11 protein-coding genes are annotated in these 13,041 nt (G+C 52.7%); 9 read left to right on the top strand and 2 right to left on the bottom strand.

Annotation, left to right across the window (positions count from 1 at the left end; all coding sequences use genetic code 11):
* The 7 genes from HOM51_17425 to HOM51_17395 form a co-directional block, all read left to right on the top strand.
* Window positions 1-573 (top strand): primosomal protein N' (locus HOM51_17425; protein MBT5036298.1); only part of this gene is annotated, 573 nt, incomplete at its 5' end.
* A gap of 232 nt (window positions 574-805) precedes the next feature.
* Window positions 806-1,375 (top strand): F0F1 ATP synthase subunit delta, encoded by a 570-nt coding sequence (locus HOM51_17420; GenBank protein ID MBT5036297.1) that lies wholly within the window; start codon window positions 806-808, stop codon window positions 1,373-1,375.
* A 2-nt stretch (window positions 1,376-1,377) separates the two neighbouring features.
* Window positions 1,378-2,910, top strand: coding sequence for a F0F1 ATP synthase subunit alpha (locus tag HOM51_17415; protein MBT5036296.1), 1,533 nt, complete (start codon window positions 1,378-1,380; stop codon window positions 2,908-2,910).
* Window positions 2,911-2,931: 21 nt separating this feature from the next.
* On the top strand, window positions 2,932-3,822 hold the full coding sequence (locus HOM51_17410) for a F0F1 ATP synthase subunit gamma (protein ID MBT5036295.1): 891 nt from the start codon (window positions 2,932-2,934) through the stop codon (window positions 3,820-3,822).
* 46 nt (window positions 3,823-3,868) lie between these two features.
* On the top strand, window positions 3,869-5,290 hold the full coding sequence (atpD, locus tag HOM51_17405) for a F0F1 ATP synthase subunit beta (GenBank protein MBT5036294.1): 1,422 nt from the start codon (window positions 3,869-3,871) through the stop codon (window positions 5,288-5,290).
* A gap of 25 nt (window positions 5,291-5,315) precedes the next feature.
* Window positions 5,316-5,732 (top strand): ATP synthase F1 subunit epsilon, encoded by a 417-nt coding sequence (gene atpC / locus HOM51_17400; protein MBT5036293.1) that lies wholly within the window; start codon window positions 5,316-5,318, stop codon window positions 5,730-5,732.
* 52 nt (window positions 5,733-5,784) lie between these two features.
* On the top strand, window positions 5,785-6,258 hold the full coding sequence (locus HOM51_17395) for a hypothetical protein (protein MBT5036292.1): 474 nt from the start codon (window positions 5,785-5,787) through the stop codon (window positions 6,256-6,258).
* On the opposite strand, the gene uvrB is transcribed toward HOM51_17395, so the two are convergent.
* Entirely contained in the window at window positions 6,255-8,381 is a 2,127-nt protein-coding gene (gene uvrB / locus HOM51_17390; protein ID MBT5036291.1) for an excinuclease ABC subunit UvrB, read from the bottom strand. The genes HOM51_17395 and uvrB overlap by 4 nt on opposite strands.
* A 137-nt stretch (window positions 8,382-8,518) precedes the next feature.
* Between uvrB and HOM51_17385 the strand changes: the two genes are divergently transcribed.
* Entirely contained in the window at window positions 8,519-9,721 is a 1,203-nt protein-coding gene (locus HOM51_17385; protein MBT5036290.1) for a pyridoxal phosphate-dependent aminotransferase, read from the top strand.
* Window positions 9,722-10,137: 416 nt separating this feature from the next.
* On the top strand, window positions 10,138-12,168 hold the full coding sequence (locus tag HOM51_17380) for an elongation factor G (GenBank protein ID MBT5036289.1): 2,031 nt from the start codon (window positions 10,138-10,140) through the stop codon (window positions 12,166-12,168).
* Window positions 12,169-12,238: 70 nt separating this feature from the next.
* Here the strand turns inward: HOM51_17380 and HOM51_17375 are convergent, their stop codons facing one another.
* A complete protein-coding gene (locus HOM51_17375; protein ID MBT5036288.1) occupies window positions 12,239-12,775 on the bottom strand; it encodes a DUF2846 domain-containing protein in 537 nt (178 codons plus the stop codon).
* Window positions 12,776-13,041: the final 266 nt, after the last annotated feature.

Below are 13,041 nucleotides of genomic sequence, written 5' to 3'. Positions count from 1 at the left end.
ATCGGCACCCAGATTGTCGCCAAGGGCTATCATTTCCCGTTGTTGACGCTGGTCGGTGTCGTCGATGCGGACTTAGGCCTGGCAGGGGGAGATTTGCGGGCCGCGGAACGGACCTATCAATTGTTATACCAGGTCGCGGGCCGGGCCGGGCGGGCGGAACAAGCGGGCCGGGTGGTACTGCAAACCTATATGCCCGACCATCCCGTCATGCAGGCGCTGGCGTCCGGCGAACGCGATCAATTTATCGAAGTTGAGCAAGAAGCTCGGCGCCTTTCCGGGATGCCGCCCTTTGGTCGGTTGGTGGCGTTAATTGTTTCTGGTCGGGATGAGGCATCGGTTGACGGTGCGGCGCGTGAATTGGGTCGTGTTGCGCCGCTTGGAAAGAATATTCGAGTGTTGGGGCCGGCACCTGCTCCGCTGGCGATGTTGCGAGGGCGTCACCGTCAGCGGCTGTTGTTGCAAACGGCGCGAGACATTAATGTGCAGAGCCTAATTGGTCCCTGGCTGGCAAGTGCTAATACCCCCCGAAACGTCCGGGTTCAGGTCGATGTGGACCCGTATAATTTCTTTTAATTGAACCCCACCAATGAAGTGTCTTTGCAGAAGATCGGAGGATTGGTATAAATGGCAGAACACAGCCATTTATTAGCATTTTTATTTGAACTTTAAGCTGCCTTGCCAGCCCTTATTGAGTATGCTAGTTAACTCGCCGTTCAGAGGTCTGACGATGGTGCTCCGAACAAAGTTTTTATATACCGGGCGCACCACGCTCCCAGGTTCTTTTTTTATTTGAGGAAGTCTCAACGTGTCATCCCAGACAAAAGGCGCAACAGGCCTTGAAGGTCGCTATGCTTCTGCCCTGTTTGAATTGGCCGGGACCGATACGCTGCTGAACCAAGTTTCAGAAGATTTGGCAGCCTTCGATTCCCTAATTCAAGAAAATGACGACCTAAATAACCTGATCCGTTCGCCGATTATTTCGCGAGACGAGCAGGGTGCTGCATTGGCAGCGATCTTGGAGAAGGCCGGAATGGGGGACTTAACCCAGCGATTTATCGGCTTGGTGGCTCAAAACCGACGTTTATTTGCTTTACGCGGTATGATCAGGGCGTTTCAATCTCAGTTAGCGACGCATCGGGGTGAGACCACGGCTGAAGTCACATCGGCCAGAAAACTTTCAGATGAACAGATGACGGCCCTTGGGGCCTCGTTGAAAGATGTTGTCGGTAGCGATGTAACCGTTGATGCAACGGTTGATCCTGATCTTCTTGGCGGTCTTATCGTCAAGGTGGGATCGCGCATGATTGACACATCGCTCAAGACAAAACTGCAACAACTACGACTCGCCATGAGCGGGTCAAGACTAGGGGTATAAGAATGGACATCCAGGCGTCGGAAATTTCAGCGATTCTGAAAGAGCAGATCGCGAATTTTGGAACCGAGGTAGAAGTCGCAGAAGTCGGTCAGGTTTTGTCCGTCGGTGACGGTATCGCCCGTGTGTACGGTCTCGATAACGTTCAGGCTGGTGAATTGGTCGAATTCCCAGGCGGCATTAAGGGCATGGCCTTGAACCTTGAAACTGACAACGTCGGTGTCGTGATCTTCGGTGATGACCGCGCCATTAAAGAAGGCGACACGGTTAAGCGAACCGGTGAAATCATCGACGTGCCGGTGAATAAAAGTCTGCTGGGTCGTGTGGTAAACGGTTTGGGTGAGCCAATCGATGGTAAGGGTCCGCTAGAAGATGCCGAACGGACGCGTCTTGAAGTTAAAGCCCCTGGTATTATTCCGCGAAAATCAGTGCACGAGCCAATGCAGACAGGCCTTAAGGCTATTGATAGTCTTATTCCCGTTGGTCGCGGCCAGCGTGAATTGATCATTGGTGACCGTCAGACCGGTAAGACGGCAATTATCGTCGACACCATTTTGAACCAGAAGAACATCAACGATGCGGCTAAAGACGATTCTGAAAAGATGCATTGCATCTATGTCGCGGTCGGCCAAAAACGCTCGACTGTGGCGCAGATCGTTAAGACCTTGGAAGAAAACGGCGCGATGGAATACACCACCGTGGTGGCGGCGACCGCGTCAGAGCCTGCACCAATGCAGTTCTTGGCACCTTATGCCGGTTGCACGATGGGTGAATACTTCCGTGATAACGGCATGCACGCGGTTATTTTCTATGATGACCTGTCCAAGCAAGCCGTTGCTTATCGTCAGATGTCTCTGTTGCTGCGTCGCCCCCCTGGACGTGAAGCGTATCCGGGTGACGTGTTCTATTTGCACTCACGTCTTTTGGAGCGCGCGGCAAAAATGAACGAAGACAACGGCGCAGGCTCCTTAACCGCGTTGCCGGTGATCGAAACTCAGGCCAGTGACGTGTCGGCCTATATCCCGACGAACGTGATTTCCATTACCGATGGTCAAATCTTCCTGGAAACCGAACTGTTCTATCAGGGCATTCGTCCGGCTGTGAACGTTGGTATCTCAGTCAGCCGGGTTGGTTCTGCTGCCCAGGTGAAGGCGATGAAAAAGGTTTCCGGCTCGATCAAGCTAGAACTGGCGCAGTACCGTGAAATGGCGGCATTTGCGCAGTTTGCATCTGATCTAGATGCGTCAACGCAACAGTTGCTTGCCCGTGGTGAGCGGCTAACGGAAATTCTCAAACAAGGTCAGTTTCAGCCGTTGCCAGTTGAAGAGCAGGTCGTCTCTATCTTTGCGGGTGTCCGGGGCTTCCTCGATGGCTTGAAAGCATCGGACGTAACCCGGTTTGAATTGGCTCTTTTGGACGAAGTGCGCGCCAAGGGCGGCGAAATTTTGGATGCGATCCGTGAAAGCGGTGATCTTTCGGATGAGACTGATAAGAAACTAACGACGTTCCTCGAAGGGTTCGTCAAGACATTCGCTTAAGGGATAACGGGAAAATAGCCCATGGCTAATCTCAAGGATCTTCGGATCCGCATCACCAGCGTCAAATCGACGCAAAAAATTACCGCCGCCATGAAAATGGTCGCGGCATCCAAGCTGCGCCGCGCACAGGTCGCCGCCGAGGAAGGCCGACCGTACGCCGAGCGGATGGAGCGGATGTTGGGTCAAGTGACCGCAACCATGCCGGAAGGTTCCGGCGCACCTAAGTTGCTCAGTGGCACTGGCGCTGACAAGGTTCATCTGCTTGTTGTTGTGACTGCCGACCGTGGTCTTTGTGGTGGTTTCAACAGTTCCATCGTACGTGCCGCCCGTTTGAAAGTTCTCGACCTTCAGGCCGCAGGCAAGACTGTGAAATTGTTGTGTGTCGGTCGCAAAGGCCGCGACGGGCTCAAGCGCGAGTTTGAGAGTCTGATTGCCGATACCTACGAAGACGTCACCCGCAACGGTGCCCAATTCGACACCGCACGTGAAGTCGCTGCTAAGATCAGCGATATGTTTGAAGCCGGGGAGTTTGATATATGCACTCTCTACTTCAACACGTTTAAGTCGGCGATGAGCCAGGTTCTAACGGCTCAGCAGCTTATTCCCTTCGCAGTTCCTGAGGCAGACGAAGCCGAAGATCAAGCCGTCGGTACAAACACCCTCTACATCATGGAGCCGTCTGAGAGTGAAATTTTGGAAGACCTTCTGCCGAGAAATCTTTCGGTGCAGGTGTTCCGTGCGTTGTTGGAAGGCTATGCCTCCGAACAAGGCGCGCGAATGACGGCGATGGATAATGCGACCCGTAATGCGGGCGATATGTTGGATGACTTGACGATGACCTATAACAGGACCCGTCAGGCAGTTATCACCAGCGAATTGATTGAAATTATTTCCGGTGCGGAAGCGCTTTAACGGATTAGACGAAACAGACGAACTTAAGCCCATAGGAGCTTGAACGATGAGTGAGAATACAACCGGCAAAATTACCCAAGTCATGGGCGCCGTTGTTGACGTGCAGTTCGAAGGCGAGCTGCCCAACATTTTGAATGCCCTTCACGTTGACCACCAAGACAAAACGTTGGTTTTGGAAGTCGCACAGCACTTGGGCGAATCAACGGTTCGGACCGTTGCCATGGACACCACGGACGGCTTGGTTCGGGGTCAGGCAGTTGCTGATACCGGCGACTCGATCAACGTACCGGTTGGACCGGAAACCTTGGGCCGGATCATTAACGTTGTTGGCGAACCTGTCGATGAGCGCGGTCCGGTCAATGCCAAGATGACGTCGCCGATCCACAAAGAAGCTCCGGCCTTCGTTGATCAATCAACGGAAACGGAAATTCTGACCACCGGTATTAAGGTCGTTGATTTGCTGGCGCCGTACGTTAAGGGCGGCAAAATTGGCCTGTTCGGCGGTGCCGGTGTGGGCAAGACGGTGCTGATCATGGAATTGATTAATAACGTCGCCAAAGGCCACGGCGGTTATTCGGTGTTTGCCGGTGTGGGTGAACGGACCCGGGAAGGTAACGACCTTTACCACGAAATGATGGAATCGGGCGTTATTAACCTCGAAGGCGACTCCAAAGCGGCCCTCGTGTATGGCCAAATGAATGAGCCTCCGGGAGCCCGCGCGCGTGTCGGCCTCACAGGACTGACCTTGGCGGAATACTTCCGCGATGAAGAAGGCCAGGACGTGTTGTTCTTCGTCGATAATATTTTCCGCTTTACCCAAGCGGGCTCCGAAGTGTCCGCACTATTGGGCCGTATTCCGTCTGCTGTGGGCTATCAGCCTACTCTGTCTACGGACATGGGCGGATTGCAGGAACGGATTACATCGACCAACAAGGGATCGATTACATCGGTGCAGGCGATTTATGTCCCTGCCGATGACTTGACTGACCCGGCACCAGCGACATCGTTTGCTCACTTGGACGCGACCACCGTGCTGTCACGGCAAATTGCAGAATTGGGCATTTACCCAGCTGTTGATCCGTTGGATTCCACCTCTCGCGTGCTTGATCCTCGGGTTTTGGGTGATGAGCATTATGAGATCGCGCGGGAAGTTCAGCGTGTCTTGCAGACTTATAAGTCGCTGCAAGATATCATCGCCATTCTGGGCATGGACGAACTGAGTGAAGAAGACAAAATGACGGTGGCACGGGCGCGGAAAATTCAGCGTTTCCTCAGCCAACCGTTCCACGTTGCCGAAGTCTTCACCGGAACGCCTGGCGTGTTCGTGAACTTGGAAGACACCATTGCAGGCTTTAAAGGCATCGTTGGCGGTGACTATGATCACTTGCCGGAAGCCGCCTTCTACATGGTCGGCACCATCGAAGAAGCCATTGAAAAGGCTAAGAAAATGGCTGCAGAGGCGGCTTAGAGCCTGAAATTTGGAGATCGCATCGATGGCGGATAAAGTTCAATTTGAGGTGGTAACCCCGACCCAGCTTCTCAGAAATGAAGAAGCCGATATGGTGGTGGTGCCCGGTGCCGACGGTGATTTTGGTGTCCTGCCTAACCATGCGCCGGTGTTATCATCCGTGCGACCGGGGACAGTTGATATCCACGAAGATGGCAAAGTTCGGGATCGTTTGTTTGTCCGCGGCGGTTTTGCCGAAGTGACGGGTGAGCGCTGTGTCCTGTTGGCGGAAGAAGCCGTTCCGGTATCGGAACTAGACTCGGCAGAAGCTGAAACGGCGCTTAGTGAGGCCAATGATCGATTGGGAAACGCCGAAGCTGATAGCGTAGAACATAAAAATGCGCTGACCGACGTTCGCGTCGCCGAAGCCATGGTTCGCGCCGCGGGCATGGCATCTGATTGATAAGTTGTTGATTTAGAAAGAATAAGTTTATTCGTTTCGGAGGATTAATGAAATGCGTGCTTATATCATTCAACATGCAGAGGCCCTTCCCCGCGAAGACAATCCTCCTGTTCGCACCCTCAGCGAAAAAGGCACGGAAGATACCCGCCTTCTTGCTGAATACCTAAATAATGAAGGTTCGACCATTGACCGGTACATGCACGTCGGCACTGATTGGACCTTGGATCATGCTGAAAAGTTGGCGAAATTCATGGGGGCAGAGGGCAAAGTCTCTGAGACGCCCTACGCATTGACCCGTGAAATCGACATTACCCCCTTTATAGATGATCTAAATTCCACTTCGGACACTGTTATGGCCTCGACGCCATCTGACGTAGCAATGCGCGCCGTTACCCGATTGCTGACTGGTCGCGAATCCCCCGTCATTCCCGGAAAAGCCTATGGCCTTTGCTGCTGCCTCGAACGCGGCGACGATGGCGTGTGGACGCTTCTCTGGATGGTAAAACCAGATCAATTGCCGGGTTAAAGCCCCCGCTGCCGTTTCTTATTTTTCTTCCCTGCCGCTTTCCACCCGGCCCTTGCCGCTGCATTCGGCGCGACGCCGGCTTTGTTGAGGCCGAGTTCTGTGGCTTCTAGGCGGCGGATTTCGTCGCGGAGTCTTGCGGCTTCTTCGAATTCTAGGTCAGCGGCTGCGGCCTTCATGCGTTTGTCTAGGTCGGTAATATGGGCTCTTAGGTTATGCCCGACCAATTGTTTCTCACCGCCAACACCAGTATCGACGGTCACGTAGTCTTGTTCGTAGACAGAATCTAAAACATCGTTGATGGCGGACTTTACTGATTCGGGGGTGATGCCGTTGGCTATATTATAAGCCTGCTGTTTTTCGCGGCGGCGGTTGGTTTCACTGATGGCATATTCGAGGGAGGCCGTCATGCGGTCGGCGTAGAGGATTACCCGCCCTTCGACGTGCCGCGCGGCGCGGCCGATGGTCTGAACTAGGCTGGTCTTAGAGCGCAAGAACCCTTCCTTATCGGCATCCAAAATACATACCAACGAGCATTCCGGGATATCAAGACCCTCACGCAGCAGGTTAATGCCGACCAACACATCGAACGCACCGAGCCTGAGATCGCGAATGATCTCGATGCGCTCCAATGTATCGATGTCGGAATGCATATAGCGCACACGCACGCCGTGTTCATGAAGGTACTCTGTCAAATCCTCGGCCATGCGCTTGGTCAACGTTGTAACCAATGTACGTTGCCCCTTGGCGGCCCCGTCTTTGACCTCTGCCAACAGATCATCAACCTGGGTCGCCACGGGTCGGACAATACACAAGGGATCGATTAACCCTGTCGGGCGAACCAATTGTTCGGAAAAGACCCCACCGGTTTTTTCCAGTTCCCACGGCCCCGGGGTTGCAGAGACAAAAATGGTCTCAGGCCGCATGCCTTCCCATTCTTCAAATTTCAGCGGGCGGTTGTCGATGCACGACGGCAACCGAAAGCCGAACTCTGCCAAGGTCGATTTCCGATTATAGTCGCCTTTGTACATGCCACCCAATTGCGGCACGGTGACGTGGCTTTCATCGACGATTAGCAACGCAGATTCCGGGAGGTATTCAAACAAAGTCGGAGGTGCTTCGCCGGGTTTGCGACCGTTGAGATAACGAGAATAGTTTTCGATCCCACTGCAAAAGCCCGTCGTCTCCAACATTTCCAGATCAAACGTGGTGCGTTCTTGCAAACGTTGCGCTTCGATGAGTTTGCTTTCCTTGGTCAACTGGCGAACCCGTTCGCGCATTTCCTGTTTGATCAATGGAAGGGCCTGAACCAGGGTAGGGCGCGGTGTGACGTAGTGACTGTTGGGATAGATGGTGATGCTTTCCAGTGCGGCGATTTTCTCACCGGTCAGGGGATCGATCTCGCGGATGTCCTCAATCTCGTCCCCGAATAGGGAAATGCGCCAGGCGCGGTCTTCGTAGTGGGACGGAAATATCTCAACAACATCGCCGCGAACCCGAAATGCACCGCGGTAAAACGCCGCATCGTTGCGTTTGTACTGTAATTCGACCAAATGTTTAAGCAGATTCTGGCGGTCAATTTGATCACCTTTTGCCAGCTTAACCACCATTTTCGAATAGGTTTCGACCCCGCCAATGCCATAGATACAGGAAACCGATGCGACAATGATAACATCGTCTCGTTCCAGTAGCGCGCGGGTGGCGGCGTGGCGCATGCGGTCGATTTGTTCGTTGATAGAGGCGTCTTTTTCGATGTAGGTATCCGTGCGGGCAACGTAGGCTTCAGGTTGGAAATAGTCATAATAGGAAACGAAATACTCCACCGCATTCTCCGGGAAGAAGGCTTTCATCTCGCCATATAACTGAGCTGCCAGAGTCTTGTTAGGGGCCAGGATCAGGGTTGGGCGGCCCAGGGTTTGGATTACATGGGCGACCGTAAACGTCTTGCCGGATCCGGTCACGCCAAGCAAGATTTGCTCTCGTTCTTCCGCGTTTAAGCCCGCAACCAGTTCTTTGATCGCCTGTGGTTGATCCCCGGAAGGCGTGAAGCCGCTCACCAGTTTAAAGGGCGAACCTTTATCCGGAGCAGAGTGTTTGGTTGAACTGAACAATGTGGAACCTTCCATGCTCTTGTTATAAGGTTCCCAAGCGATCCATTCCAGTCTTCAAATTGATCAATTTTTTATCGGTTCGCGGTTGCGTGACGGGGCCATGGGGCGTAGGGTTCGCCCCGCGAAAAACCAGTTATTTAAGAGGTCCTATCATGCCATTTATCGCTTCGCGTTTAAGCCGTATCCAGCCTTCTCAGACCATCGCGATGACCGGGAAGGCACGTGACCTTAAGGCCCAAGGCAAAGATATCATTTCCCTCGGCATGGGAGAGCCGGATTTTGACACCCCGGCTCACATTATTCAGGCCGCAAAGGACGCCTTGGACCGGGGGGAAACCCGATACACCGCCGTGGAAGGGACCCTGGAATTGCGCGAGGCCATTTGCGCAAAACTAAAGCGCGACAACGATTTGGACTATACGCCCGCACAAATCAGCGTCAGTTGTGGCGGCAAGCAGAACATCTATAACGCGATGATGGCGACCTTGGACCCTGGCGATGAAGTTATCGTTCCGGCTCCCTATTGGGTTTCTTATCCAGATATCACCCTGCTATGTGAAGGCACGCCAGTCATTATCGAATGCAACATCGATCAGGGCTTCAAACTTCAGCCTGAACAACTTGAGGCCAAAATCACCGAGCGCACCAAGTGGATCGTTTTAAATTCGCCGTCCAATCCAACAGGCGCCGCCTACAGCTATGATGAAATGAAGGCGCTGACCGACGTCCTGGTGAAGCATCCCAACGTTTGGGTGATGACTGACGATATCTATGAAATGATCACCTACGACGATTTTGAATTCTTTACGCCCGCTCAAGTAGAACCAGAATTGTTGGGCCGTACGCTTACTTTGAACGGCATGTCAAAAGCCTACGCGATGACGGGTTGGCGCCTGGGCTATGGCGCGGGACCGTTGGAACTGATCCAGGCAATGAACAAGGTTCAGTCGCAGTCGACCACCCATACCAGTTCAATCTCGCAGGCCGCCGCCGTGGCAGCCCTCAACGGTTCCCACGACCATATCCCGGCAAACAACAAGCTCTTTAAAGAACGTCGTGATCTTGTTGTCAGCATGTTGAACCAGGCTTCTGGCCTTGAATGTCCGAAACCGCAGGGTGCGTTTTACGTCTATCCGTCGTGTGCGGGGATGATCGGTAAAACCACACCCGATGGAAAGGTTATCGAAAACGACGAGGACGTGGTGACATATTTATTGGAAACCGAAGGCGTCGCCTGCGTCCACGGTGCTGCCTTCGGCCTGTCGCCGGCTTTTCGAATTTCATACGCCACCGCAACCGACGTCCTAGAAGACGCCTGCCAACGTATCCAACGGGCGTGCGCGGCGTTGAAGTAAAATTCATAAACAGTTCAAAATTACGGCCAATTATGCTATAGTCCTGCCTGCTTGAGGCGCCTCCAATTTTCAACTGCCGCGCGGCAAATGTTGATGGAGGTTAAGATGACCCAAGACGACAAAAAAGCTGTGACTTGGACGATTGGTATTCTTGGGGGCATTGCCCTGATCGCTGTCGTTGCGATTATGACAGGGTTGGTTCCGATGGCCCCCGCCAACTAAGACTTTAGCGACGGATTTGATTAAGAATTAACGGCGTCGAAGACCGGTCTTCGACGCCGTTGGTTTGCGCGCGCTCAATTTTTGAGCCGCCTAATTCCCTTTTTTTCTATGAATCTTTCGCCGACCGGACTACCCTTTCTAGACAACAAAAAATTCGACTGTTACGGAAAACAAAATCTGGGGAGGCTTGATCTATGCCGACGAAAGATAAATCTGGACCACGCTGTGCGGCGATTGTTGGTCCATACCTAAGCGGAAAAACCTCACTCTTGGAAAGCATCCTTTTCGCTGCGGGTGCCGTGAACCGAAAGGGCACTATAAAAGAAGGCAACACCGTCAGCGACAGTTCACCAGAGGCTCAAAAGCGCCAAATGAGCGTCGAACTAAGCGTCGCAAACTTCGACTATCTCGATGATCAATGGGCTTTTATAGACTGCCCTGGTTCCATTGAGTTATCTCAGGAAGCAATCAATGCGTTGATGGTTGTGGATATTGCTATCGTCGTTTGTGAACCTGATGCGTCGAAGGCCTTGGCAGTTTCTCCGTTGCTCATATTCTTGGAAAGCAATGCCATACCCCACGTGATCTTTATCAACAAAATGGACATCACCACATCGAGCGTTCGTGAAACCTTGGAAGCCCTTCAGGGCGTTTCAGGCCGCCCGCTGGTGCTGCGGGAAATACCCATCCGTGATGGTGAAGGTATAACCGGCCATGTCGATTTGGTCAGTGAACGCGCCTTCAACTGGAACGCTCACAAACCGTCAGACTTGATCCAGCTTCCCGATACAGTCACCGACCGCGAACAGCAAGCCCGCACAGAAATGTTGGAGACAATTGCCGATTTTGACGATGATTTATTGGAACAACTTCTGGAAGATGTGACGCCTTCATCGGATACGGTCTACGATAATTTATCCAACGATCTGCGCCAAGATTTGATCGTGCCGGTGTTTTTCGGTTCCGCTGAAAACGATAACGGCATCGTCAGGTTGCTCAAGGTATTGCGCCATGAGACGCCGGGAGTTGATAGTGTCATTGAACGATTGGGCTTAAGTAGTGCTGCCCAACCCGTCACGGCGCAGGTTTTTAAAAGTGTTTACGCGGGCCATACAGGGAAGCTTACCTTTGCTCGGGTTCTCTCAGGCGACGTCAGTGATGGCATGGCTCTGAATGGAACAAGGGTCAGTGGGCTTTATTCCAATCTTGGGGCGAAACAGAATAAAATTTCGAAAGCCCCGGTTGGGTCAGTTGCGGCATTCGGCCGCATGGATGAAATCATGACCGGGACGGTCTTATCAGAAGCCGGGACCCTGACGGCAGAGAATTGGCCAGAACCGCTAAAACCGCTTTTTTCCATGGCAATTCACGCAGCGGAACGCGCGGATGAGGTGAAGCTCAGTGGGGCTTTGCATAAACTCATGGAAGAGGACCCGTCTCTATCGATTGAGTCCAATCATGACACTGGCGAGATGCTGCTGTGGGGGCAGGGGGAAATGCATCTGCTGATCTCTTTGGCGCGACTGAAGAGCGCTTATAATATGGAAATCTCGTCACACCGACCGCAGGTTCCATACAAGGAGACCATTCGCAAGCCAGTGTCTCAGCACGCGCGCCATAAAAAACAAAGTGGCGGCCATGGGCAGTTTGGTGACGTTCATATTGATATCAAGCCGATGACGCGCGGCGCGGGATTCCAATTCAACGACACCATTACCGGTGGCGTCGTGCCAAAGAATTATATTCCGGCGGTGGAACACGGCGTGAAGGACTATCTAAAACGTGGTCCTTTGGGGTTCCCGGTGGTTGATGTGTCGGTGACCCTGACCGATGGCCAATTTCATGCAGTGGACAGTTCCGACATGGCGTTTAAGGCGGCAGCGCAAATGGCCATGCGGGAGGGCATGCCAAGTTGTAACCCGGTTTTGTTAGAGCCGATCTGCCTTGTCCAAATTTCGGTACCCAATGAATTCACCTCAAAGATCCAACGTCTGGTCAGCGGCCGCCGCGGACAAATTTTAGGTTTTGATGCAAAAACAGGGTGGAACAACTGGGACGAAGTCTCGGTTCAACTGCCGCAATCAGAAATGCACGGGTTGATCATTGATCTCAGATCATCAACCCAAGGCGTAGGATCGTTTGAATGGAGCTATGACCACCTACAAGAATTCACGGGCAAACCTGCAGATCAGGTGGTTGCAGCGAAGGCTGATGCGGCCCACTAGGTATTAATATAAATAAAAAAGCGGATGCTGCCGGTTTCCCGGCGCATCCGCTTTTTTGTTCGCGTCGCGTTTACTGTTTGGTTTGGCGCGACGTGTAAATTTCCATGTCGTTCATGTATCCGGCAGGTGACAATGAAGTAATCTGCCAGCGCCCATAGTCCGGATGCACGGAATGAAGCTTAAATCCTGAGGCAGAACCACTGACCATTTCTTCTTTGCCCGTGGGATAATTATAGTGGCCATCTTCTGCTGGCACTTGCCTTGGCAATACGGCGACGAAATACTCCTGCCCCACCTCAGTCGCTACATTCAAGGATGAAGGCTTGGTCGAATCCCAGGTATCGATGATATCAACACTTACGCTGCCCGGCTTCACATCCCAGTAGGCATAAGCCCCATTGGGCAATTTAATTGCGGCCTTCCCATTCACCCTCGCCCTCGCTTCAAAGGTCAAATAGGTAATATTGGTTTCCCGGAATACGTAGATGCGGGCCTTGCCTTTTTCTATGACAGGTCGCGTGTCGTTAAGCTCGTAATACGATTGCCCAGGCTGCACGCATGAAGCCAGCATCAGAGCCATAAAAATCGCTAAAATTCCACGAGGCATAGAATCGCCCCCCTTATTTCCATCTCACCTAAGGCACCCACGCACCACCACACGCCGGTCTCCCGATTCGCTCCGTAGCATACCTGGAGACGACCCAATAATCTAGACCCAGTTTTTGGTTAAGTATTTGATGAATACGAAGGATTCTAATGAGATGCTGGGACGCGCTGAATTTTTTTAAAAAAAAGGCCGGTCCCGCGAGGGGACCGGCAAGTCTAACAGGGAGGCTTCACGTCTAGGAGACGCAAGGACTCGTTTCATGAATG

This window comes from Rhodospirillaceae bacterium (genome assembly GCA_018660465.1).
Lineage (GTDB): Bacteria > Pseudomonadota > Alphaproteobacteria > Rhodospirillales > JABJKH01 > JABJKH01.
The sequence above is the reverse complement of the archived record's forward strand: the minus strand, read 5'-3'. Positions and strand labels throughout refer to the sequence as shown.

Excerpts from the sequence above, each read along its gene's own strand:
- HOM51_17415 (MBT5036296.1), top strand. The coding sequence starts at position 1,378 with ATGGACATCCAGGCGTCGGAAATTTCAGCGATTCTGAAAGAGCAGATC.
- HOM51_17410 (MBT5036295.1), top strand. The coding sequence starts at position 2,932 with ATGGCTAATCTCAAGGATCTTCGGATCCGCATCACCAGCGTCAAATCG.
- atpD (MBT5036294.1), top strand. The coding sequence starts at position 3,869 with ATGAGTGAGAATACAACCGGCAAAATTACCCAAGTCATGGGCGCCGTT.
- atpC (MBT5036293.1), top strand. The coding sequence starts at position 5,316 with ATGGCGGATAAAGTTCAATTTGAGGTGGTAACCCCGACCCAGCTTCTC.
- HOM51_17395 (MBT5036292.1), top strand. The coding sequence starts at position 5,785 with ATGCGTGCTTATATCATTCAACATGCAGAGGCCCTTCCCCGCGAAGAC.
- uvrB (MBT5036291.1), bottom strand. The coding sequence starts at position 8,381 with ATGGAAGGTTCCACATTGTTCAGTTCAACCAAACACTCTGCTCCGGAT.
- HOM51_17385 (MBT5036290.1), top strand. The coding sequence starts at position 8,519 with ATGCCATTTATCGCTTCGCGTTTAAGCCGTATCCAGCCTTCTCAGACC.
- HOM51_17380 (MBT5036289.1), top strand. The coding sequence starts at position 10,138 with ATGCCGACGAAAGATAAATCTGGACCACGCTGTGCGGCGATTGTTGGT.
- HOM51_17375 (MBT5036288.1), bottom strand. The coding sequence starts at position 12,775 with ATGCCTCGTGGAATTTTAGCGATTTTTATGGCTCTGATGCTGGCTTCA.